Genomic DNA, 21,021 nt, shown 5'->3' on the forward strand with positions numbered 1-21,021 from the left:
CTGCGGCAGCGGCCCGACCGCCAGCGGCAGCAGCACGAGGATGCTCGGAAGCACGGAGCCGGTCACAGCTCGTCTTCCTCATCGTCGATCAGGATGCGCTGCGCCGCGCCATCGAGGTCTTCGAACTGCCCCCTCTTCATCGCCCAGAAGAATGCTGCGAGACCGAGCATGCCGAGGCCCAGCGCGATCGGGATCAGAAAGGCCAGGCCGCTCATCGTGCCGCCCTGGCGAGCCGGAGCGAATTGCCCACCACTACCAGCGAACTGAGCGACATCGCCACTGCCGCGATCAGCGGCGTGACGAGGCCTGCCAGCGCCAGCGGTACGGCAAAGACGTTGTAGACGATTGCGAAAGTGAAGTTCTGGCGAACGATCCGCATGGTCCGGCGAGCGACCCGGACTGCGAGCGCGACGGGACGCAGTGACCTGCCGAGAAACACCGCATCCGCCGCCTGCTGGCTCACATCGCTGGCGCTGGCCGGGGCTATCGAGGCATGCGCTGCGGCCAACGCCGGGCCGTCATTGATGCCATCCCCCACCATGAGCGGACGGCGGCCCGCCGCTTTGAGCTTTTCGATATGCGCCAGCTTGGCATCGGGGTGCAGTTCGGCCTGCCATTCGAGCCTCAGGTCGTCGGCAACCGCACTCACCGGCCCCGCTCTGTCGCCAGAGACCACTGCGCTTTGCACCCCGGCCGCGGCAAGCTCGTCCAATGTCCACTTGGCGTCGTGCCGGACGGGGTCGTCGAAGGCGATATTGGTGACCTCGTCCCCGATCCGCAGGCCCGTAGCGATCCGGATGCCGTCCGTATCGGGGCGCGTGAGCGCGACTGGGATGCCGTCAAGAACAGCGGAGACACCATTGCCTCCCGTTTCTCGCACGCCGGACAAATCGATGGCTTCGACGCCCCGACCTTCGAGCGCGCTGGTGATGCTCTTGCTCAGCGGATGGCGGCTGGTGCGGGCAAGTGCCAGAGCGATCGCCGCCTGCCGGTCGGTAAGATGCCCCAGCTCGGGAACCGGCTCGCCCAAGGTCAGCGTTCCCGTCTTGTCGAACAGCGCGGTATCGACTTCGGCAAGGCGTTCGAGCGCGCTGCCATCCTTGACCAGCAGGCCTTTCCTGGCGAGCGCCCCCGACGCCACGACCTGCGCTGCGGGAACCGCGAGTCCTATCGCGCAGGGGCAGGTAATGATCAGCACGGCAATCGCGATCACCAGCGACTGGTACCATCCCGCCCCGGCGATCATCCACCCGGCGAAGGCCAGCAACGCGAGCGAATGCACCGCGGGGGCGTAAAGCCGCGAGGCACGATCGGCGATGCGAACGTAGTGACTGCGTGATTGGCCCGCCTCGTCCATGAGGCGCGCGATCCCCGCGAGCGCCGTATCCGAAGCGGCGTCCGTCACGCGCACGCGCACCGCGTTCCCCAGGTTGATTGCCCCGGCATAGACCGTGTCGCCGACCCGCGCGGCTTGCGGCGCGCTTTCCCCGGTCAGCATGGCGTTGTCGAGCGACGTCTCGCCTTCCTCGATCACGCCGTCGGCCGCAAGCGCCTCGCCCGCTGCGACGATCATCAGCATGCTCCGCTCGAGATCCTCCGCAGCGACCGTGCGATGCGTCCCGCTTTCATCGAGCACCATCGCGCTGCGGCCCATGCGCGACAGCAGGGCGCCGATTCCTGCGCGGGTCCGGTTGCGCATCGTCGCGTCGAGCGCGCGCCCGGCAAGCAGGAAGAACAGCAGCATCACCGCGCTGTCGAAATAGGCATGGCCGGTGCCCGCGATGGTCTCGTAGAGGCTGAGCCCCGTCGCCAGCAGGACCCCGATCGAGATCGGCACGTCCATGTTGGTGCTCCGGTGGCGCAGTGCCATCGCCGCGCTCGCGAAGAAGGGCCTTCCGGCATAGGCCACGACCGGCAGGGCGATCATCGCCGACAACCAGTGGAACAGGTCGCGCGTGCCCCCTTCCGCACCCGACCACACGCTGACCGAAAGCAGCATGATGTTCATCATGCCGAACCCGGCGACCGCGAGCGCCCGCATCAACGTCGCCGCTTCGCGGTCGTCGCGCGCCATCGGATTGTCCGCCACGGGCTGGGCCTCGAACCCGATGGCGGCGATCGCTTCTACGACGTCGCGTTCATCCAGCCGAGCGTCGTGGCGGACCGCGACACGCTTGGCGGAGAAGTTCACCCGTGCCCAATCCACACCTTCGAGCTTCGCCAGCCCGCGCTCGATCTTCGATATGCACCCGGCACAGCGCATCCCCGGCACCGTGAACCGGCTGTCGCGCAAGGGCATACTGTCTTGCGTATCGAGAGCGAGCGGGGCGTTCATTGCACTTCCGCTTCGTCCATCCAGCGATTGTTGCCATCGGTGACGGCAACGCGCGCGATCCAGCGACCCGAGGGGAGGGTCTCGGTCGAGGCATAGCTACCCGGTGCCACCTGCTCTAGCTGCAACGACATGTCCTGCGGCTGGCCGAGCGGACGCCGCAATTCGGCAGAGACGCGTGCCGCCTGCGGCACGCCCTGCGTCGTTACCACCAGCCTGCCGTCGCCAGCGCGGGTCATGTTTACAGCGTAGCCAAGCTTGCCGCCCTCGCGCGCCTCGTCGAGCCAGCCGTTGAACTTCTGGCTAGCGACATAGGAATTCTCGACCACCACGCCGCCGAAACCGCCGATGGCGAGCGAAGCCATATAGAAATTCACGGCAACCACGATGCCGAAACCAGCGACCATGACCACGGCCATGTCCCGGCCTGTGAATTCACGGCGCATCATTCATCCTCCGGCGCATCGAAGCGCGTTTCCACCACATCCGTTTCGCGCTGCTTGTCGAGCGAGGTGACGCGGAATTCAAACTGTTGCGGCGCGGTCCCCGCGGGAACGACGAGATAGGCACGCACCTGCCGCACGAGATCGGCGGGCACCGTCACCCGCTGCGTGGCCGCTGCCTCGCCGCGGTTGATCGTATCGGTCCACATGACTGCACCGGGGAGGCCCTCGACTGCGATTTCCATCTCGCGCGGGCGGCTTTCCATATTGCGGATCTTGAGCGTGTAGGAATTGCGCACCGATCCGTCCGACATCAGCATGAAGGGCGGGTTGCGATCGGGGGCCACGGTCAGTTCGGTATGGCTGCGCGTGCCCAGCGCGAACACCAGTGCTCCGCCGATCCCCGCCCAGATCATCGAGTAAGCGATCGTTCGCGGCCGCAGCAAGGTGCGCCAGGGCGATTTCACGGCGCCTCCGGCTGCCTCGCGCTCGCAATCTTCGAGCGTGGCATAGTCGATCAGACCCCGCGGGCGCCCGATATCGTTCATTACCCGGTCGCAGGCATCGATGCACAGTCCGCAGGTAATGCACCCGATCTGCGGACCTTCGCGGATATCGATCCCGGTCGGGCACACCTGCACGCACTGGGTACAATCGATGCAATCGCCGAACCGGTCGGGGTTCTTCGCCGCCTTCTTGACACTTCCGCGCGGCTCGCCGCGCCAGTCCTTGTAGGTCACCAGAAGCGATTTTTCATCCATCATTGCCGTCTGGATGCGTGGCCAGGGGCACATGTAGATGCACACCTGTTCGCGCATGAAGCCGCCCAGCGTGACCGTGGTCAGCGTCAACACCGCGACCGTTATGTAGGCAACCGGTGCCGCTTCGCCGCGCCAGAAATCCTGGACCAGCGTGGGCGCATCGGCGAAATACATGATCCACGCGCCGCCGGTCCAGAAACCGATGAACAGGTAGATGCTCCACTTGAAAGCGCGGCGAACCACCTTGCTCCAGGTCCATGGTGCCGCGTCGAGGCGGATGCGCGCGTTGCGATCCCCATCGACAAAGCGGTCGACGTGCTGGAACAGGTCGGTCCACACCGTCTGCGGGCAGGCATAGCCGCACCATGCACGTCCCACGGCGCTGGTCACCAGGAACAGGCCTATCCCCGCCATGATCAGCAATCCGGCTACGAAGTAGAATTCGTGCGGCCAGATCTCGATGCTGAACATGTAGAAGCGGCGATTGGCGAGATCCACCAGCACCGCCTGATCGGGCGCGTAAGGGCCGCGGTCCCAACGGATCCACGGCGTGGCGTAGTAGATCCCCAGAGTGACCAGCATCACCAGCCATTTGAACCGGCGGAAAGGCCCATCGATCCGCTTGTTATGCACTGCTTTACGCGGCTCGTAGAGCCGCTCGGGCAGGTGCTCGCGCGCAGGTTCGTGTGGCTCGTGCCGCCGCATGGTCGCCGCGGGATCGGCAACCGCACTCGAAACCGGCTCGTTGCTCTTGGCGATGCCGTCCTCGACGACTACCGACCAGTCGCGTTCTCCCGGGGGGCTGGTGTCCTCAGGGTTGTTCATCGACCGCTACCTCGGGATCCTCGGCAACTTCCACGAAGTCTTCACCTCCCCCGAGCGAGTGTACATAGGCCGCCAGCATCTTCAGCGTCACCGGATCGAGCCGGCCTTCCCATTTGGGCATCATGCCCATCCGCGGATTGAGGATCTGCCGCTTGATCGCCTCGCGGCTGCTGCCCCGCAGCCAGATCGCATCGTTGAGAGTGGGCGCGCCCTGCGCGCGGTCCCCTTCCCCGCGGATACCATGGCAGGCGGCGCAATTGTCGGCATAGAGCTGTGCGCCCACCGGATTGCTCGCGGCCTTGCCGCTGAACGCGAGGACATGATCGGTCAGCGCATCGAGCTGGTCGGTGTCGAACGCGCCAGCGAAGGGCGGCATGACACTCCTGCGCGTCTCGTCGTCACCATCCTGCCGGATGCCATGCGCAAGCGTATATTCGATCGCCTTGAGATCGCCGCCCCACAGCCAGTCGTCGTCATTGAGATTGGGATAGCCTAGTTCCTGGCTGCCCGCCGCGCCCGAACCATGGCATTGTACGCAATTGACGCGGAACGCGGCTGCGCCGCCGGCAATTGCCTGCTGCATCAACGCGCTATCATCGGGCAGGCGTTCGACCGGAATACGCGCGAGTTGTTCGCTCACGGTGGTGCGCGCCTGATCGGCAGCGCTCATTTCCTTCGCCAGTTCGCCCCGGCTCGACCAGCCGAGCACACCTTCGGTCGCCCTGTCGATCATCGGCCAGGCGGGATAAGCGATCACATAGCCCACCGCGAAAGCGATCGTCAGGTAGAAGGTCCACAGCCACCAGCGCGGCAAGGGCGTATCGAGTTCCTCGATGCCATCCCATTCATGGCCGACGGTGGGCGTGCCGGTCGGCTGGTCGATGCGCTTATTCGCCATCGGCTTTCCCTTCGAAGATCAGGTTTGCAGCGTCACGGTTGCGTTTCTTCGCACCGGGCCGGAACGGCCAGGCGCACAGCCCGACGAACAGCGCCAGCATCAACACCAGCGCATAGCTGTCGGCGAAGTGGCGCAGGGTTTCGTAAATGCTCATCGGCCCTTCTCCTCGGCCAGTTCTTCGAGCGGCGCGGCACTGTCGAAATCGACGAGCGTGCCGAGCATCTGGAGATAGGCGATGAGCGCGTCCATCTCGGTTATCCTGTCGGGATCGCCGTCGAAATCGCGGATCTGCGCCTTGGGATAGCGGGTGGCGAGATCGCCCGGGTCGCGATCGGGGTCCGCCTGCGCGAGCAGATCGGCTTCGGCATTCGCGAGGTCTTCCTCGGTATAGGGTACGCCCACCCGCATCAGGGCGATCATGGTCGCTTCCGGATCGCCGAGGTCGAGCTTGGTTTCCTTGAGGAAGCCGTATTGCGGCATGACGCTTTCGGGCACCACGCTCTGCGGGTTCTCGAGGTGCTGTACGTGCCATTCGTCCGAATAGCGGCCGCCTACGCGCGCGAGATCAGGCCCGGTGCGCTTCGAGCCCCATTGGAACGGATGGTCGTACATGCTTTCGGCAGCCAGGCTGTAGTGGCCGTAGCGTTCCACCTCGTCGCGGAACGGACGGACCATCTGGCTGTGGCACACGTAGCAGCCTTCGCGGATGTAGATGTCGCGTCCGGCCTGTTCGAGCGGGGTGTAAGGACGCACACCCTCGACCTCCTCGATCGTATTGTCGAGATAGAACAATGGCGTAATCTGCACCAGACCGCCGATGGCGACGGTCACGAAAGTGCCGATGGCCAGCAGGGTGATGTTGCGCTCGAGCCGTTTGTGGCCCTTGACGGTTTCTTCGACGACGGGATCGGTCATGACTTGCGTGATCCTATTCGGCCGGAACGGCGCTGGGCTGATTGACGATCGGGCGATCCGCTTCGGGATCGTAGGCAGCGTCGTTCAGCGGTGCTTCGACGCGCTGCTTTCCGGCCAGCGTCATCCAGATGTTGTAGGACATGATGAGAGCGCCACTGAGGTACATCAGGCCGCCCGCTGCGCGCATGACATACATCGGGAACATGGCAGCGACGCTGTCGGCGAAGGACCACACCAGATAGCCGTCGGGCCCGTATTCGCGCCACATCAGCCCCTGCATGATGCCCGCGACCCACATGCTAGCGGCGTAGAAAACGATGCCGATCGTTGCGAGCCAGAAGTGCCAGTTGATCATGCGCAGCGAATACATCCGTTCGCGCTTCCACAGCCGGGGCACGAGGAAATAGACGCAGGCGAAGGTGATCATGCCGTTCCAGCCGAGCGCGCCCGAATGCACGTGGCCGATCGTCCAGTCGGTGTAGTGCGACAGGCTGTTGACGCTCTTGATCGACAGCATAGGCCCTTCGAAAGTGCTCATGCCGTAGAAAGCCAGCGCCATCACCATCATGCGGATGATCGGGTCTGTGCGGACCTTGTCCCACGCGCCGTTGAGGGTCATCAGCCCGTTGATCATGCCGCCCCAGCTCGGCATCCACAGCATAACCGAGAACACCATGCCCAGCGTCTGCGCCCAGTCGGGCAGTGCGGTGTAATGCAGGTGGTGCGGTCCCGCCCAGATGTAGAGGAAGATCAGCGACCAGAAGTGGATGATCGACAGTCGGTAGGAATAGACCGGGCGCTCCGCCTGCTTGGGGACGAAGTAGTACATCATCGCCAGGAAGCCCGCGGTGAGGAAGAAGCCGACCGCATTATGGCCGTACCACCACTGCGTCAGCGCATCCTGCACCCCGGCAAAGGCGCTGTAGCTCTTGGCCCCCAGCAGGCTGACCGGGATCGCCAGATTGTTGACGATGTGCAGCATCGCTACCGTCACGATGAACGCGAGGTAGAACCAGTTGGCGACGTAGATATGCGGTTCCCTGCGCTTCGCCAGCGTGCCGACGAAGACGACGAAATAGGCGACCCAGACTATCGTGAGCCACAGGTCGACATACCACTCAGGCTCGGCATATTCCCTCGACTGGGTAATGCCGAGCAGGTAGCCCGTTGCCGCCAGGACGATGAACAGCTGGTAGCCCCAGAAGACAAAGCGCGCGAGGTTGGGAAAGGCCAGCTGCGTGCGGCAGGTGCGCTGCACGACGTAGAAGCTGGTCGCCAGCAGCGCGTTGCCACCGAAGGCGAAGATCACCGCGCTGGTATGCAGCGGGCGCAGTCGGCCGAAATTGAAATAAGGTTCCAAATTGAGCTGCGGAAAAGCCAGCTGTGCAGCGATGAAAACGCCAGCCAGAAGGCCCGCGATTCCCCAGAACATGGTGGCAATGACACCCCAGCGGATGGGATCGTCGTCATAGCGAGAGGGGCCGTCGGGGAGCTTGAAAAAGCCCCTCGCCTTGCCCAGCGGGTCGAACCGCGATGCGCTCACCCAGATCATCACGAAACCCAGGGCCGCGATGATCCAGGCATGCGCCGCGAAACCGCTGTCCGCCGCGCCAACTGCCGCCGCCATCGCGATGAGCATTACAAGGAACCACAGGCCCACACGGCCCAGCGCAGTTTCCGCTTGCATAGATTTCTCCGTCCTTTTGCAGGGAGTTAAGCGGGTATCCCGCGAAGGGCATTGATCCAGATCAAATTTGGAAAAGAAATCATGCGGCCTCGCGCAGGAATCCCGCCCGGTCGCGAAGGCTTTCCAAGGCGTTCAAAATCACGCCCGAGCGGCCCACTGTCTCGATCACCCCGTCGTCCCTCAGCTTGGATAGCTGCCGACTGACGGTCTCGATAGTGAGGCCGATGCTGTCCGAGATGTCCCGGCGGGACATTGGCAATTCCAGAAACAGTCGATCGCCCTGCTCGACGCCGATCCGGTCCGCCATCCCGATCAGGAACACAGCGACCCGCTCGCCGGCCGTTTTGCGTCCCAGCGCGATCGTCTTCTCGCGGCACCGGCGCAGTGAGCGCGAGGTGCTATCCAGCAAATGGTGCAGGACCCCCGCCTCGCCCGATGCCAGCCGGAGGAACCGCGCCGAGTCGAAAGCTAGAATGTCGCAATCCCTGAGCGCGCTGACCGAGTAGGAGTAATTGTCGGAATCCGGCACGGAAAAAACCTCGCCGGCGAACTGGAAGGCAACGATCTGGTCGCGCGACTCCGACGCGTGCGCAACCAGCTTGGTGGCCCCGTTGACGACGAAGACGATCTGCTGACCCGCGCCCGCGAATCCCAGCGCATGCCCCTTGGCGAGCTGGCTTGACCGGGAAAGCGACTTGAACCGGCAAAACACGGAATCCGGTAGATCCGCAGGAAGAATCCGGTGGGCAAAACGCTGGAAGGGATCGGTTGATGTGATCATGAAACCGCTCTCGCCCCGATGGGCCGACACTTCCTTGATCTAGATCAATGCCGACAAGAAACTTTCGCTTCAAAGCCGCCCCAGCGCTGCAACAACCCTGGGCTGCATTGGGCGGCCACTGCGGCGCTCGAGGACAATCGAATGAAGAAGTTTCTGGTGGCTGCGCTGACCGGTACGGCAATGTTGGCTGCGCCTGTCCAGGCCGCGGAAAACGAAGGTAAAGTGCAGCTAAAGCTGCTCGGCACCTATGTCGCGCCCGATGGCAAGATCACCGATATCAACACGGATATCGTGGGCCTTCCTGCCACCACGCAGACCAAGGCGAGCGACAATTTCGTACCCACGCTGGCAATCGAATATTTCGCCACGCCGAATTTCTCGATCGAGACGATCTGCTGCGTGACCCAGCACGATGTCGATGCGGTGGCCGGCCTGCCGGGTGCCGAACTGGTGTCCGACGCCAAGGTCATCCCCGCGACCTTCACGGCGAAGTACCATTTCGATCTCGGCGGCGTAAAACCCTATCTCGGTGCCGGGGCCACCTATTTCTGGTGGGTCGATGTCGAACCGGGTGCGGACACCATTCCGCTTGGTGTGACGCGCACCACGCTGTCGGACGAATTCGGCCTCGTGCTGCAGGCGGGTACCGATATCGCGCTCGGCGATAGCGGCATGGGCCTGACGATCGACGCGAAGCGCTACTTCGTCGACACGACCGCGCGCTGGTATGTCGGCGATATGCTGGCAATCGAGACCGAGCACAAGCTCGACCCGTGGGTATTGAGCGCCGGCGTAGCCTATCGGTTCTGATCGGGCATCGAATAGGCACGCTTCCAAACGGCGAGGAACTCAGCGCGCCCGGCTAGCTCTCTAGCCGGGCGCGCGATCCTTGCGGCAGGATCCAATCGCTAACTGACGGTCGCCTATTTGAGAATTTCGAGCCAGTAGCGCGCAGTCCATCGTCGGCTCGATGCCAGATTAGCTGCTTCGGTTAGGTTCTGCCGGGCAGCTTTGCGGCCTGTTTCCCTGCCGTTCGAGCCGGGTTGCAGATACCGGAAAGCGGACCGACAGCTCCGCTCTGGCCACCGACGAGGGACTTGTCTGATTGCGAAGTGGAAGCGAAGAGTACTTGGCTCAGGCTCGCTCCGGATCCAATCGCTGAAGCAGGCGTGCCTGCGACACAGTAATCTGTGCCAAATCGAACTGATCGAGGTGCGTCAAAAAGGCTTCGATAGCGCCCGCTAGCGCGGGCTTGAGGCCGCACGCACCATCTATCACGCACTTTTCCTTTCCGCCCATGCAGGCAACGAAGCCCGTGAGGTTCTCCATGCTCCGGACGACGTCGCCTACGTTTATCTCTGCCGGCGGCCGCGCAAGTCGCAGTCCGCCGCCTCGTCCCCGCAGCGATACGACATAGCCTGCTGCGACCAGGTCTTGTGCGACCTTGGCGAGATGATTGCGCGAAATGTCGTAGTGATCGGCCATCCAATCGATCGAAACCACCTCATCCTTGGCGGCAAGCGCCATGAGCATTCGCAAGGCATAATCAGTTCTCAGGTTCAACTGCATAAAACAGGTATATCATATATTGATTTTCGCTCCAAGGCGCTATAACAGGCATATCAAATACCGCTTTGAAAGAGTCGAACATGTCCACCCTCGCCGAGAAGTCCCGCGAACAAGTCCACGCCGCAAGAGCAGCAAAGCGCGCGCAGGCGGTGGCACTTGGCGTCGATGAGCGGTTCGTGTCGCTCATGGTGGAGCGTTTTTACGCCAATGTTCGGGAGGACGAGCTGCTCGCTCCAATCTTCGCCGAGCGCATTTCTGACTGGCCCCAACATCTCGAGCGGATGAAAGCCTTCTGGCGCTCCATTCTTTTTAACAGCGGTGAGTTCTCGGGAAACCCGATGGCCAAACACATGGCGATCACTGGTCTTGAGCAGTCTCACTTCGTGCGCTGGCTCGAGCTTTTCTACGCAACTCTGGATGCACTCGGACCCCAACCCAAGGGCGTCGCGCTCGTCGCCGAACGCGCGCGCTCCATCGCCGACAGCCTTCTCACCGGGATCTCGATCCGGCGAGAAGGTCTCTCCGGATCCACAGCAGGAAAGGACCTCCCCCATGTTTGAACAACGATCGATATTAGCCGAACGGGAAGCCGACCTGGAGACCGAGCTTCAGCCTCTGGAGAGCATACTCCACCCCTTGGCAGCACCACCCGTCGCGCCACAGAATGCGGGGTTCCAGCTGCCGCGCGGTGTTTGGACGGCGATGCTGTCCTGCTATGCGGTATTCTTCGCAGCCATCTTCGCCGCGACCGGCGGCAGTAGCGCCGCGCGCTTCGCCATCGTCATTTCCGTCCTCTACACTGCGGTCTATTTCGGGGTGGCGAGGATCGGCGCGCGCCAGGCTGGGAGAGAAGCCACATCGCCGCTCGAACAGGGCCAGATGCTCGATACCTGGACCGGCTTGATGGACAAAAGAGCGGTTTACGGCCAGGTATTGATCGTGCCGCTCGCGGTCGCCCTGTTCGGCATCGGGATCCTTTTAATTACCGTCCTGATCGGTATCGGAGCATAGGCATGACGAAAAATTTGCCAGATGATGTCCGCAAATATTCGGAAACGCCGGTTTTTAACCAGCAGACGGTACCTGATAAGCTTACTTCGGAGCACGACCTCAAGGCTGGAGTGTGGGGCAAGCTATGCGTGATCGCTGGCCACCTCGCCTATCACGTTCCGGGAGCGCCGGATCAGAAACGTGCGATAAAAACGGGCGAACACATCGTTATCGAGCCTCGACAAGTGCATTTCGTCAGGCCCATTGGCGACGTTCAATTTAAGGTCGAATTTTATCGTTGAGCGAGTTCAGAGAGCGCAAAGGACGAGGTGAACAGCCGACCATTCGATCCATTCGTGCCGGCTATCGCACTTCGACGATCCGCAGACGGCGCTCCTTACCAGAACGATCGGGCCAGTTGATCGCAGAGCCAGCCTGCATCCCGATGAGACCGGCACCCACGAGCGTCAACACGGAGAGACGGTTCTGGTCCAAGTTAGCATCGCGTGGCCAGACCAGTTGGACCTGGCGCCGATCGCCCGACCGCTCGTCGATGAATTCGACCTCAGATTGCATGGCCACGACATCGGACGGCAAGCCTTCGGCCGCCACGACAATTGCGCGGTCCAGTTCCTCGCACAGTTTTCCAGCTACATCTGGACTGCGTTCCTCAATAGACATCGCCAGTTCGTAGAGTGCGTCGGCTTCGGTATCGATAACGTGAATGGTCGGCTTTTCGCCGTTCTGGGAGGTGGTCATTTCTGTAACTCGCTTGAGAGCCGCAAGAGTATCGCGGCAGGGCTGTCGATCGTCCGGGAGCCTCGCCCCGGACCGGATCACGGCCGTCGAGACGAGGCGTCCGCCCGTGCGGGCAGCTGACCTGCGTGCGCGAAGTGTCGGTCGATGTGCGGCGAAAAGACCATGAGCCACATGTGGGCGCGAACTCTGATCTAGTCAAATCGCAACGTAGCAATCGCCTCATCGACTAGTCCGAGACTTTCGAGTCCGGAACGCCTATCGGCAGGAAATGATGAACTTTCCTTCCTTCGGATCCAGGCGCGGGCCAGATCTCGCGATCGATCTCGGCACTGCCAATATGCGCATCATGGTTCGAGGCGAAGGGGTCGTCTTCGACGAACCATCCTTGTGCTATTACGAGAACACGGCCGGTCAGATGAAACTGATTGCAGCAGGCCGAGACGTCCTGGCGATGATTGATCGGGTTCCCGGGAACCACGTGGTCCGCCGTCCTCTCGCCCGCGGCGTTCTTCAGGATATGGAAGCAGCCACCGCTTTGCTTGCACATGGACTGGCTTCGGTGGTCGGCAAGAAGCGTAGGGGACGCCCCCCGGCCATGATCGGCATTCCCGCGGACGCCACGAAGGCGGAGGCGAACGCACTTCTTGTTGCCGCAGACGATGCCGGCTTCGGGCGGATCGAATTGGTGCGCGAGCCTTTTGCAGCGGCTATCGGGGCGGAACTGCCCGTTCGCGAAGCCCGTGCTTCCATGGTTGTGGAATGCGGGGCGGGAACGACCGAGATCGCGGTTTTCTCGATTGACGGGCATTGTCGTTCACGCTCCGTACGTTTGGGGGGGCTGAGCCTTGACGAGGCCCTCATCGAACACCTCCACCTGCGGCATCATTTCCTCATCGGCAAAATCACCGCCGAAACGCTGAAGAAGCATCTCGCGAAAGATGGTGCCCAAGACGCGGAAGTGGAAATCAAAGGGCGGTCATTGCACAACGGCCTTCCCGGAACTTTGACCCTGTCGGTCACCGAGTTCAATCCGGTGCTGAAGCGACACTTCGGTCGTTTCGCAGATGCCGCCCGGCTGGTGGTGGGCGAGATATCTCCCGATCTTGCTGCTGACCTGTTGAGCGAGCGCGTTGTCGCCACGGGCGGCGGGACCTGCGCGCGTTTCCTGGCTGAGGCGATCACCGCGGAATGCGGTATTCCGGTCGCCATTGCCAACGATCCTTCCGGTTGCGTTTCGCGTGGTCTGATGCGGTTGATGGAGGAGCGCGCTGCCTGATCTCGAGAGCTTCGCTAATCTCTGTCGCTGATGCAGAACACTTCTAGAGACTGTTCCATCTCGCGTTCGGCAAGGGTCAGAACTGCTGTGTTTTCATCGACCCTCACTTGCGTTTCCCGCCGGACGTCATGAGGTCAGGCTTTGGCGGCGGCTTCCAGTCTGGCGGAGGAACCGGGCGCTACCGGCTCGAGTCGGCACCATCGCCCCCTCCTCGTCTATCCAATCTCTCGGCGCGCCAGGCTTTCCACGATCTTGCACTCGCCGATCTTGTTGGCCTTGCACGACCGCAGCATCTGTCCAAGTTCATCGCGAAGCGAAGTGAGGTAGCGAATCTTGCGCTCGACCTCGACCATTTGCTGATGGACGAGTTGGTCGACGTCCTCGCATGGCTTGTCCTCGTGATCGGACAGCGCGAGCAATTCTCGCACCTGCGCCATGCTGAAGCCAAGCTCGCGGGCTCGTCGAACGAATGTCAGCATCTCCAGATGCTCGTCGGAGTAGTCGCGGTAATTGCTTTCGGTCCGGTCGGCGGGCGGGAGAATGCCCTCCCGCTCGTAATAGCGGATCGTCTCGGCTTTGGTGCCGGTTGCCTGTGCCAGTTCGCCGATACGCATCGCTTGACCTTGTAGTTGCTACAGGGTGCATATGTCTCCGCGACTCGAACGTTGCAAGGAGCGCGGCATGGGCAAATCCTGCTGCCAAACATCCGAACCCGACCAGGATGCGCACAACAATCCACGCTGGCGCGCGATCCTATGGGTCGCACTCATCGCCAATGCGGCGATGTTCGTTGTCGAGATCGTCGCTGGCGTTGCAGCGGATTCCCGCTCGCTCCAGGCCGATGCCCTCGATTTCTTCGGCGACGCCGCCAACTACGCCATCAGCCTCGGCGTTGCCGGCATGGTGTTGGCCTGGCGTGCCAAGGCGGCTCTGTTCAAGGCCGCCACGATGCTTGCTTTCGGCCTGTGGGTGATTGGCTATGCCATCTACGGTCTGGTCGCTGGATCGAATCCTGAACCCCAGACAATGGGTGTGATCGGGACGCTCGCGTTGATCGTGAACATTGTCGTCGCGCTCATGCTGTTCCGCTACCGCGATGGCGATGCCAACATGCGCTCGGTGTGGATTTGCTCGCGCAATGACGCGATCGGCAACCTGGCCGTGCTTGGCGCAGCGTTCGGTGTGTTCGGAACCGGACAGGCATGGCCCGATCTTCTGGTAGCCACCATTATGGCGGGACTGGCCTTGTGGGGCGCCGCCGAGGTCTTCGGGCATGCCCGCCGCGAACTCGCGCACCAGTGATCTTCCGCATTCAACTCTGAAAGAAAGACCGACCGTGACCAATGCCCTGCGCCTTGCGCTGCTTTTCGCTTCCGCTTCGCCGTTCACTCTCTCGATGCCGGCGTTCGCGCAGGATGCGCCGACAGGCGAGGATGAACATGCCCATGAAGAAGGGGAAGAGACACAGGCCATTATCGTTCAGGGCACGCGTTCGGGTCGCAGGGTGCAGGACGAGCCGATCCGGGTCGAAGTGATCGCAGGCGAGGAAATCGAGGAAAAAGCGATCATGCGTCCCGGCAATATCGCGATGCTCGTTAACGAGACCGGCGGCGTGCGCGTCCAGGTCACGTCGCCGGCTCTCGGTGCTGCCAATATCCGCATCCAGGGGCTCGAGGGCCGATACACCCAGCTGCTGGCCGACAACCTCCCGCTCTATGGCGGGCAGGCGGCATCGCTGGGGCTATTGCAGATCCCGCCGACCGATCTCGGGCAGGTTGAGGTCATCAAGGGTGCGGCCTCGGCGCTTTACGGTGCCTCGGCACTGGGCGGCGTGATCAACCTCATCTCCAAACGGCCCGGCGACGCGTTCGAAGCCGAAGTCCTTGGCAACGCCACGACCCGCAACGGACAGGACGTGACCGCCTATGCCGCCGGTCCGTTGGATGATAATTCGGGCCTTTCGCTCACTGTGGGGGCGCATCGCCAGAGCGGGCAAGACCTCGACGGTGATGGCTGGTATGACATGGCCGCCTACGATCGGCTGACGGCCAGACCGCGCTTCCAGTGGGACGGCGATGACGGTTCGTCGGTCTATCTCACCGTCGGCGCGATGACGGAAGACCGCATAGGGGGCACGCTGCCCGGCAGGGCCGCGCCCGATGGCACGGCTTTTCGCCAGACGCAGGATACCGAACGCCTCGATGCAGGTGTTGTCGCGCAGACGCCCCTGTCGGACCTCGCTACGCTGAATTTGCGCGCATCGGCCATGCGTCAGGACCATCTCCACCGCTTTGGCGACGTGACGGAGGATGATCGCCACACGAGCCTGTTCGGGGAAGCCTCGGTTTCGAGCAGCAGCGGCGCAACCTCCTGGGTCGGCGGCGTCGCCTTCCAGTCCGATGGCTTCCGGTCCGAGACTTTCCCGGCATTCGATTACACTTACGATGTGCCGGGCATCTTCGCGCAGGTCGAACACGAAGCGACGCTGGACCTGACGCTGGCAGCGAGCGCGCGTGTCGATTTCCACGACGAATTTGGAACGCAGTTCAGCCCGCGGCTTTCCGCACTCTACCGTCCGGGCAACTGGACCATTCGTGGATCGTTCGGCGGAGGATTCTTCGCCCCCTCTCCCTTTGTCGATGAAATCGAGGCGGCAGGCCTCTCCCGGCTCGAGCCGCTAGGGGGCTTCGAAGCCGAAACCGCGAAAACCGCATCGCTCGATGTCGGTTACGCCGATGGCCCTTGGGAAGCCAACTTGACGCTGTTCGGTGCGGATATCGAGAACGCATCGCGGCTTCGCGAGATTGGCCCCGACAGAGTCGAGCTGGTCAATATCGATGGCACCACACGGGTTCGCGGGACCGAGGTATTGCTCCGCTTCAAGCAGGACGGTTTCACGGTCACCGGCAGTTATGTGTTCGTCGATGCGAGCGAACCCGATCCGTCGGGTGCCGGCCGCCGCGCCGCACCGCTGACGCCCAAGCATACGGCGGGTCTCGTCGGGATGTGGGAAGAGCACGGCAAGGGCCGGATCGGGATCGAGGCCTATTACACCGGCGAACAGGCCCTCGACGACAATCCCTACCGTACGCGCTCGCGCCCCTACCTGCATCTCGGCATTCTCGGCGAGATTACGCTTGGTAAAGTCAGCCTTTTCGCGAACGCCGAGAACCTGCTCGACGTTCGCCAGACGAAATACGATCCGCTGCTGCTCCCGCAACGCGCCGCGAGCGGGCAGTGGACCGTCGATGCCTGGGCGCCTCTCGAGGGCTTCATTCTGAACGGCGGGATCCGCCTTCGGTTCGGCGGGCACTGAGCAGAGCCATGGCTCGCGCCAGCCGAAACCTCCGGCAGCGTACATCTACCGCCTGATCAGGAGCGACCGACCGCGAGCGGCCATATCCGGACTCACAGTCGATGACGCGGATCGCTGCTTTCTGCTGTCCGATCGCACTACCAGACGGTCTCGATCCGTCCCACGCGGCGACACTCGGAGCGTTCCCTCCTCGGCCGGGTACCCACAGGGCATCCAGTTTTCTTACATCCGTTGCCAAAGCCGTCTTCCCGCGCCAAACAGGTTGCAATGGGAGACGGACATTTGAGTGAGACCTTTCCGGAAATCCGCGAAGCGGTGCGGCGGTTGTGCGCGCGGTTCCCCGGTGAATACTGGCAGAAGCTCGACCGCGAGCGCGCCTATCCGAGCGAATTCGTCAGCGCGCTGACCGAGGCCGGCTTCCTGTCGGTGCTGATTCCCGAGGAATATGGCGGCTCGGGCCTCGGGCTCGAGGCGGCGTGCGCGGTGCTCGAGGAAATCCACCGTTCGGGATCGAACGGCGGTGCCTGCCATGCGCAGATGTACACCATGGGCACGCTGCTCAAGCATGGCTCGGACAAGCAGAAGAGCGAATACCTGCCCAAGATCGCCAGCGGCGAATTGCGGCTGCAGGCCTTCGGGGTGACCGAGCCGGGGGCGGGCACCGACACGACGCGGATCAGCACCTTCGCCAAGCGCGATGGCGACGATTACGTGGTCAACGGCCAGAAGATCTGGATCAGCCGTGCGGAGCATTCGGACCTGATGGTGCTGTTGTGCCGCACCACTCCGCGCGAGGAATGCGCCAAGCCGTCCGACGGGATGAGCGTGCTGCTGGTCGACATGCGCGAGGCGGTGGGCAACGGGCTGACGATCCGCCCGGTGCGCACCATGCTCAACCATGCCACCACCGAACTGTTCTTCGACGATTTACGGGTGCCGGCCAGCGCGCTGATCGGCGAGGAGGGCAAGGGTTTCCGCTACATCCTGTCGGGCATGAATGCCGAACGCATCCTGATCGCCAGCGAATGCATCGGCGACGGGCGCTTCTTCATCGACCGCGCGGCTGCCTATGCGAAAGACCGCAGCGTGTTCGGCCGCGCTATCGGCGAGAACCAGGGTGTCCAATTCCCCATTGCGCGCGCTTATGTCCAACTATCCGCAGCCGCCGAAATGGTCACTAAGGCCGCGCGCATGTTCGATGCCGGCGAAACCGGCGGGACCGAAGCGAACATGTCGAAGATGCTGGCGAGCGAGGCCAGCTGGTTCGCCGCCGATATGTGCATCCAGACGCACGGCGGGTTCGGCTTTGCCGAGGAATACGACATCGAGCGCAAGTTCCGCGAGACGCGGCTCTACCAGGTCGCGCCGATCAGCACCAATCTGATCCTGAGCCATGTCGCCACGCATGTCCTGGACCTTCCCAAGAGTTTCTAGAACACATACGTTTCCAAGGAGAGAGAAATGTCGAGCAACGGTCCGCTGACCGGCCTCAAGGTCGTTGAATTCCAGGGTATCGGTCCGGGGCCGCACGTCTGCATGATGCTGGCCGACATGGGTGCCGAAGTGGTGCGTATCGAGCGCGCAGGCCACCAGCCAATGAACCCGGTGGTCGAGCGCGCGCGTCACCGCGCGGCGGTCGATCTCAAGAGCGATGAGGGCAAGGCGTTCGTCAAGCAGGCCTTGGCGCATGCCGATGTGCTGGTCGAAGGGTTCCGCCCCGGCGTGATGGAACGGCTCGGGCTGGGCCCACAGGACATGCTCGCGGCCAATCCGCGGCTGGTCTATGCGCGGATGACCGGCTGGGGGCAGGAGGGCCCGCTGGCGCAGGCCGCAGGCCACGATCTCAACTATATCGCCATCACCGGAGCGCTCGACGCGATCGGCAAGCGCGGCGAACTGCCCGTGCCGCCGCAGAACCTCGTCGGTGATTTCGGTGGTGGGTCGATGTATTGCGCGATGGGCGTGCTCGCAGCGTTGTTCGAACGCGAACGCAGCGGCAAGGGGCAGGTAGTCGATGCCGCGATTGTCGATGGCGTGACCAGCCTGATGAGCTTCTTCTACGGTCAGCCGCACAGCGCGCTGCGCACGGTGGATCGCGGCGCTGGCCTGCTGGGCGGGGCGGCGCATTTCTATCGCTGCTATACCTGCAAGGACGGGAAAGAGATCAGCGTCGGCGCGATCGAACCGCAATTTTATGCCGAGCTGCTCCAGCGTGCCGATGCGCCCTCGCATTTGCGCGAGGCCCAGATGAACCCGGCGAATTGGGATAGCTATGCCGAGGATCTGGCGGCGCTGTTCGTGACGAAGACGCAGGACGAATGGTGCGCATTGCTCGAAGGAACCGACGCCTGCTTCTCGCCCGTCGTCCCGCTCGACCATGCCAAGGACCATCCGCACATGAAGGCGCGCGAGGCTTTCGTCGAAAAGGACGGGCGCTGGCATACTGCGCCCGCGCCGCGGTTCGACCGCACGCCGAACACGATCCGCGACAGCGCGCAGGATGGCGAAGAGGTGGTGGCGCGCTGGCGTCAGGAGAGCTAGAGGCGCGCGCAAAGGAGAGTTTCCGATGCGCGAATGCACCCAGTTCTATATCGACGGCCAGTGGGTCGACCCGGTCGACGAAAACACCGTTGCGGTGGAGAACCCCGCTACCGAGAAGACCATCGGCCATATCAGCTTCGGCAGCGCCGCCGATGTCGACAAGGCGGTGGCTGCCGCGCGGCGCGCGTTCGATAGCTGGTCGCAGACCTCGAAGGAGGAACGCCTGCGCGTCATGCGCGCGATCCAGGCCGAGATCGAGGCCCGCAAGGAAGATCTCGCGCGCGCGGTCAGCGATGAAATGGGCGCGCCGATGAGCCTCGCCAGCGGGCCGCATGTCGGCCTGCTTGCGGGCCATTGCCAGAAGGCGATCGAGATCCTCGAAGGCTTCGCGTTCGAGCGGCAGGATGGGCCGACGCTGCATGTGTGGGAGCCGGTCGGCGTGGTCGGCATGATCACCCCGTGGAACTGGCCGCTCAACCAGATCGCCTGCAAGGTCTTCCCCGCGCTGGCGACGGGCAACACCATGCTGCTCAAGCCCAGCGAGATCGCGCCCTTCAACGCCCATATCTTCGCCGAGATCATGCATGCGGCAGGTGTTCCCGCGGGCGTCTTCAACCTGATCAATGGCGACGGGCCGGGCGTGGGCGAAGCGATCAGCGGGCATCCCGATATCGATATGGTCAGCTTCACCGGCTCGACCCGCGCAGGCATCGCGATCGCCAAGAACGCCGCCGATACCGTCAAGCGCGTCGCGCAGGAACTGGGCGGCAAGAGCCCCAATATCGTGCTCGACGATTCCGCTTTCACCCAGTCGGTCGCCAAGGGCACGGCCGCGATGATGGGCAATTCGGGCCAGACCTGCACCGCGCCCAGCCGCATGCTGGTGCCGCACGCGCGGATGGAAGAGGCGAAGGCCGCAGCCAAGGAAGCCGCTGAGGGCGTCATCCCCGGCGATCCGAAGGGCAATGCCGCGATCGGCCCAGTGGTCAGCCGCGCGCAGTGGGACAAGATTCAGGGCCTGATCGAGAAGGGCGTCGAGGAAGGCGCGACGCTGGTTGCGGGCGGCCCCGGCAAGCCGGAGGGGCTGGAGACCGGCCACTACGTCAAGCCGACCGTCTTCGCCGATGTCACCAACGACATGACCATCGCGCGCGAGGAAATCTTCGGCCCCGTGCTGTGCATCCTCGGCTACGAGGATTACGACGACGCGATCCGCATCGCCAACGACACCGAATACGGCCTCGCCAGCGCGATCACCGGCGAGGACATCGAACTCGCCCGCAGCCTTGCCAAGCGCATTCGCGCGGGCCGCGTGGCGATCAACGGCGGCTACGATCTCAACGCCGCCTTCGGGGGCTATAAGAAGTCGGGCAATGGCCGCGAATGGGGCGAATGGGGCTTCCACGACTTTCTCGAAGTCAAAGCCGTGATGGGGCACGGCTGATGGCGGGCCGGTATTTCGACGAATGGCAGGTCGGCGATACGTTGACCCACGAGATCCGCCGGACCGTGACCGAGACGGACAATCTGCTCTTCACCACCATGACGCACAATCCGCAGCCGCTCCATCTCGACGCGGAAGCGGCCAAGGCGAGCGAGTTCGGGCAGATTCTCGTCAACGGGACTTTCACCTTCTCGCTGATGGTGGGGCTCAGTGTCGGTGACACCACGCTGGGTACCCTTGTGGCCAACCTCGGTTACGACAAGCTGGTCATGCCCAAACCCGTCTTTATCGGTGATACGCTGCATGCCACCAGCGAGGTAATCGGCCTGCGCGAAAGCAAGTCGCGTCCCGATGCAGGCATCGTCACTTTCCTCCACGAAGCCGTGAACCAGCGCGGCGAGGTGGTGTGCCGCTGCGAACGCTCGGCGCTGCTCAACAAGCGACCCGCCTGACACCGTCCCGTTCCGCGCGCGTAACCTTTTGG

The 21,021-nt window shown here is 63.1% G+C and carries 23 protein-coding genes; 11 read left to right on the plus strand and 12 right to left on the minus strand.

Annotated elements, in window-relative coordinates; translation table 11 throughout:
• Positions 1-62: 62 nt before the first annotated feature.
• The 9 genes from ccoS to N6L26_RS12665 all read right to left on the minus strand — a co-directional run bounded on the left by ccoS (position 63) and on the right by N6L26_RS12665 (position 8,642).
• Positions 63-215, minus strand: a complete 153-nt coding sequence (ccoS, locus tag N6L26_RS12625; RefSeq protein WP_263605904.1) for a cbb3-type cytochrome oxidase assembly protein CcoS — start codon at positions 213-215, stop codon at positions 63-65.
• Positions 212-2,335 (minus strand): heavy metal translocating P-type ATPase, encoded by a 2,124-nt coding sequence (locus N6L26_RS12630; RefSeq protein ID WP_263605905.1) that lies wholly within the window; start codon positions 2,333-2,335, stop codon positions 212-214. Before N6L26_RS12630 ends, ccoS begins: the two co-directional genes overlap by 4 nt.
• Entirely contained in the window at positions 2,332-2,778 is a 447-nt protein-coding gene (locus tag N6L26_RS12635) for a FixH family protein (RefSeq protein WP_263605906.1), read from the minus strand. The genes N6L26_RS12630 and N6L26_RS12635 overlap by 4 nt, the downstream gene beginning before the upstream one ends.
• The gene (gene ccoG, locus N6L26_RS12640) at positions 2,778-4,361 is read right to left on the minus strand and encodes a cytochrome c oxidase accessory protein CcoG (protein ID WP_412071331.1); all 1,584 of its coding nucleotides are present in this window, start codon (positions 4,359-4,361) and stop codon (positions 2,778-2,780) included. The genes N6L26_RS12635 and ccoG overlap by 1 nt, the downstream gene beginning before the upstream one ends.
• Complete coding sequence (ccoP, locus tag N6L26_RS12645) at positions 4,348-5,259, minus strand: cytochrome-c oxidase, cbb3-type subunit III (RefSeq protein ID WP_263605907.1); 912 nt, start codon at positions 5,257-5,259, stop codon at positions 4,348-4,350. Before ccoP ends, ccoG begins: the two co-directional genes overlap by 14 nt.
• Positions 5,249-5,413: a cbb3-type cytochrome c oxidase subunit 3 gene (locus N6L26_RS12650; RefSeq protein WP_263605908.1), complete on the minus strand. Its 165-nt coding sequence runs from the start codon at positions 5,411-5,413 to the stop codon at positions 5,249-5,251. Before N6L26_RS12650 ends, ccoP begins: the two co-directional genes overlap by 11 nt.
• A complete protein-coding gene (ccoO, locus tag N6L26_RS12655) occupies positions 5,410-6,174 on the minus strand; it encodes a cytochrome-c oxidase, cbb3-type subunit II (protein WP_263605909.1) in 765 nt (254 codons plus the stop codon). The genes N6L26_RS12650 and ccoO overlap by 4 nt, the downstream gene beginning before the upstream one ends.
• A 13-nt stretch (positions 6,175-6,187) precedes the next feature.
• Complete coding sequence (ccoN, locus tag N6L26_RS12660) at positions 6,188-7,861, minus strand: cytochrome-c oxidase, cbb3-type subunit I (RefSeq protein ID WP_263605910.1); 1,674 nt, start codon at positions 7,859-7,861, stop codon at positions 6,188-6,190.
• A gap of 79 nt (positions 7,862-7,940) precedes the next feature.
• Complete coding sequence (locus tag N6L26_RS12665) at positions 7,941-8,642, minus strand: helix-turn-helix domain-containing protein (RefSeq protein ID WP_263605911.1); 702 nt, start codon at positions 8,640-8,642, stop codon at positions 7,941-7,943.
• 141 nt (positions 8,643-8,783) lie between these two features.
• On the opposite strand from N6L26_RS12665, the gene N6L26_RS12670 reads away from it, so the two are divergent.
• Positions 8,784-9,452, plus strand: a complete 669-nt coding sequence (locus N6L26_RS12670; RefSeq protein WP_263605912.1) for an OmpW/AlkL family protein — start codon at positions 8,784-8,786, stop codon at positions 9,450-9,452.
• Between the two features lie 324 nt (positions 9,453-9,776).
• On the opposite strand, the gene N6L26_RS12675 is transcribed toward N6L26_RS12670, so the two are convergent.
• Positions 9,777-10,211 (minus strand): RrF2 family transcriptional regulator, encoded by a 435-nt coding sequence (locus tag N6L26_RS12675; protein ID WP_263605913.1) that lies wholly within the window; start codon positions 10,209-10,211, stop codon positions 9,777-9,779.
• Positions 10,212-10,291: 80 nt separating this feature from the next.
• Here N6L26_RS12675 and N6L26_RS12680 point away from each other — a divergent pair, with 80 nt between their 5' ends.
• The 3 genes from N6L26_RS12680 to N6L26_RS12690 are packed head-to-tail and all read left to right on the plus strand — an operon-like array spanning position 10,292 to position 11,503.
• Positions 10,292-10,771: a group III truncated hemoglobin gene (locus N6L26_RS12680; RefSeq protein ID WP_263605914.1), complete on the plus strand. Its 480-nt coding sequence runs from the start codon at positions 10,292-10,294 to the stop codon at positions 10,769-10,771.
• Complete coding sequence (locus N6L26_RS12685; RefSeq protein ID WP_263605915.1) at positions 10,764-11,222, plus strand: hypothetical protein; 459 nt, start codon at positions 10,764-10,766, stop codon at positions 11,220-11,222. Before N6L26_RS12680 ends, N6L26_RS12685 begins: the two co-directional genes overlap by 8 nt.
• Before the next feature lie 2 nt (positions 11,223-11,224).
• The gene (locus tag N6L26_RS12690) at positions 11,225-11,503 is read left to right on the plus strand and encodes a DUF1971 domain-containing protein (protein WP_263605916.1); all 279 of its coding nucleotides are present in this window, start codon (positions 11,225-11,227) and stop codon (positions 11,501-11,503) included.
• A gap of 61 nt (positions 11,504-11,564) precedes the next feature.
• On the opposite strand, the gene rnk is transcribed toward N6L26_RS12690, so the two are convergent.
• Positions 11,565-11,960 carry a nucleoside diphosphate kinase regulator gene (gene rnk / locus N6L26_RS12695; RefSeq protein ID WP_263605917.1) on the minus strand — a complete coding sequence of 132 codons (396 nt, stop codon included), beginning with the start codon at positions 11,958-11,960 and terminating at the stop codon, positions 11,565-11,567.
• 268 nt (positions 11,961-12,228) lie between these two features.
• On the opposite strand from rnk, the gene N6L26_RS12700 reads away from it, so the two are divergent.
• Positions 12,229-13,236, plus strand: a complete 1,008-nt coding sequence (locus N6L26_RS12700; protein WP_263605918.1) for a rod shape-determining protein — start codon at positions 12,229-12,231, stop codon at positions 13,234-13,236.
• Between the two features lie 215 nt (positions 13,237-13,451).
• Here the strand turns inward: N6L26_RS12700 and N6L26_RS12705 are convergent, their stop codons facing one another.
• Positions 13,452-13,850, minus strand: coding sequence for a MerR family transcriptional regulator (locus N6L26_RS12705; RefSeq protein ID WP_263605919.1), 399 nt, complete (start codon positions 13,848-13,850; stop codon positions 13,452-13,454).
• 67 nt (positions 13,851-13,917) lie between these two features.
• On the opposite strand from N6L26_RS12705, the gene N6L26_RS12710 reads away from it, so the two are divergent.
• The 6 genes from N6L26_RS12710 (at position 13,918) to N6L26_RS12735 (ending at position 20,989) form a co-directional block, all read left to right on the plus strand.
• The gene (locus N6L26_RS12710; protein ID WP_263605920.1) at positions 13,918-14,538 is read left to right on the plus strand and encodes a cation transporter; all 621 of its coding nucleotides are present in this window, start codon (positions 13,918-13,920) and stop codon (positions 14,536-14,538) included.
• A gap of 34 nt (positions 14,539-14,572) precedes the next feature.
• Entirely contained in the window at positions 14,573-16,552 is a 1,980-nt protein-coding gene (locus tag N6L26_RS12715) for a TonB-dependent receptor plug domain-containing protein (protein ID WP_263605921.1), read from the plus strand.
• A gap of 267 nt (positions 16,553-16,819) precedes the next feature.
• Positions 16,820-17,986, plus strand: coding sequence for an acyl-CoA dehydrogenase family protein (locus tag N6L26_RS12720; RefSeq protein WP_263605922.1), 1,167 nt, complete (start codon positions 16,820-16,822; stop codon positions 17,984-17,986).
• A 27-nt stretch (positions 17,987-18,013) separates the two neighbouring features.
• A complete protein-coding gene (locus N6L26_RS12725) occupies positions 18,014-19,093 on the plus strand; it encodes a CaiB/BaiF CoA transferase family protein (RefSeq protein WP_263605923.1) in 1,080 nt (359 codons plus the stop codon).
• 25 nt (positions 19,094-19,118) lie between these two features.
• Positions 19,119-20,537 carry an aldehyde dehydrogenase family protein gene (locus N6L26_RS12730; protein ID WP_263605924.1) on the plus strand — a complete coding sequence of 473 codons (1,419 nt, stop codon included), beginning with the start codon at positions 19,119-19,121 and terminating at the stop codon, positions 20,535-20,537.
• Positions 20,537-20,989, plus strand: a complete 453-nt coding sequence (locus tag N6L26_RS12735) for a MaoC family dehydratase (RefSeq protein ID WP_263605925.1) — start codon at positions 20,537-20,539, stop codon at positions 20,987-20,989. Before N6L26_RS12730 ends, N6L26_RS12735 begins: the two co-directional genes overlap by 1 nt.
• Positions 20,990-21,021: the final 32 nt, after the last annotated feature.

The sequence above is a fragment of the Qipengyuania sp. SS22 genome (genome assembly GCF_025736935.1).
GTDB lineage: Bacteria > Pseudomonadota > Alphaproteobacteria > Sphingomonadales > Sphingomonadaceae > Qipengyuania.

Excerpts from the sequence above, each read along its gene's own strand:
- ccoS (WP_263605904.1), bottom strand. The coding sequence starts at position 215 with ATGAGCGGCCTGGCCTTTCTGATCCCGATCGCGCTGGGCCTCGGCATG.
- N6L26_RS12630 (WP_263605905.1), bottom strand. The coding sequence starts at position 2,335 with ATGAACGCCCCGCTCGCTCTCGATACGCAAGACAGTATGCCCTTGCGC.
- N6L26_RS12635 (WP_263605906.1), bottom strand. The coding sequence starts at position 2,778 with ATGCGCCGTGAATTCACAGGCCGGGACATGGCCGTGGTCATGGTCGCT.
- ccoG (WP_412071331.1), bottom strand. The coding sequence starts at position 4,361 with ATGAACAACCCTGAGGACACCAGCCCCCCGGGAGAACGCGACTGGTCG.
- ccoP (WP_263605907.1), bottom strand. The coding sequence starts at position 5,259 with ATGGCGAATAAGCGCATCGACCAGCCGACCGGCACGCCCACCGTCGGC.
- N6L26_RS12650 (WP_263605908.1), bottom strand. The coding sequence starts at position 5,413 with ATGAGCATTTACGAAACCCTGCGCCACTTCGCCGACAGCTATGCGCTG.
- ccoO (WP_263605909.1), bottom strand. The coding sequence starts at position 6,174 with ATGACCGATCCCGTCGTCGAAGAAACCGTCAAGGGCCACAAACGGCTC.
- ccoN (WP_263605910.1), bottom strand. The coding sequence starts at position 7,861 with ATGCAAGCGGAAACTGCGCTGGGCCGTGTGGGCCTGTGGTTCCTTGTA.
- N6L26_RS12665 (WP_263605911.1), bottom strand. The coding sequence starts at position 8,642 with ATGATCACATCAACCGATCCCTTCCAGCGTTTTGCCCACCGGATTCTT.
- N6L26_RS12670 (WP_263605912.1), top strand. The coding sequence starts at position 8,784 with ATGAAGAAGTTTCTGGTGGCTGCGCTGACCGGTACGGCAATGTTGGCT.
- N6L26_RS12675 (WP_263605913.1), bottom strand. The coding sequence starts at position 10,211 with ATGCAGTTGAACCTGAGAACTGATTATGCCTTGCGAATGCTCATGGCG.
- N6L26_RS12680 (WP_263605914.1), top strand. The coding sequence starts at position 10,292 with ATGTCCACCCTCGCCGAGAAGTCCCGCGAACAAGTCCACGCCGCAAGA.
- N6L26_RS12685 (WP_263605915.1), top strand. The coding sequence starts at position 10,764 with ATGTTTGAACAACGATCGATATTAGCCGAACGGGAAGCCGACCTGGAG.
- N6L26_RS12690 (WP_263605916.1), top strand. The coding sequence starts at position 11,225 with ATGACGAAAAATTTGCCAGATGATGTCCGCAAATATTCGGAAACGCCG.
- rnk (WP_263605917.1), bottom strand. The coding sequence starts at position 11,960 with ATGACCACCTCCCAGAACGGCGAAAAGCCGACCATTCACGTTATCGAT.
- N6L26_RS12700 (WP_263605918.1), top strand. The coding sequence starts at position 12,229 with ATGATGAACTTTCCTTCCTTCGGATCCAGGCGCGGGCCAGATCTCGCG.
- N6L26_RS12705 (WP_263605919.1), bottom strand. The coding sequence starts at position 13,850 with ATGCGTATCGGCGAACTGGCACAGGCAACCGGCACCAAAGCCGAGACG.
- N6L26_RS12710 (WP_263605920.1), top strand. The coding sequence starts at position 13,918 with ATGGGCAAATCCTGCTGCCAAACATCCGAACCCGACCAGGATGCGCAC.
- N6L26_RS12720 (WP_263605922.1), top strand. The coding sequence starts at position 16,820 with ATGGGAGACGGACATTTGAGTGAGACCTTTCCGGAAATCCGCGAAGCG.
- N6L26_RS12725 (WP_263605923.1), top strand. The coding sequence starts at position 18,014 with ATGTCGAGCAACGGTCCGCTGACCGGCCTCAAGGTCGTTGAATTCCAG.
- N6L26_RS12730 (WP_263605924.1), top strand. The coding sequence starts at position 19,119 with ATGCGCGAATGCACCCAGTTCTATATCGACGGCCAGTGGGTCGACCCG.
- N6L26_RS12735 (WP_263605925.1), top strand. The coding sequence starts at position 20,537 with ATGGCGGGCCGGTATTTCGACGAATGGCAGGTCGGCGATACGTTGACC.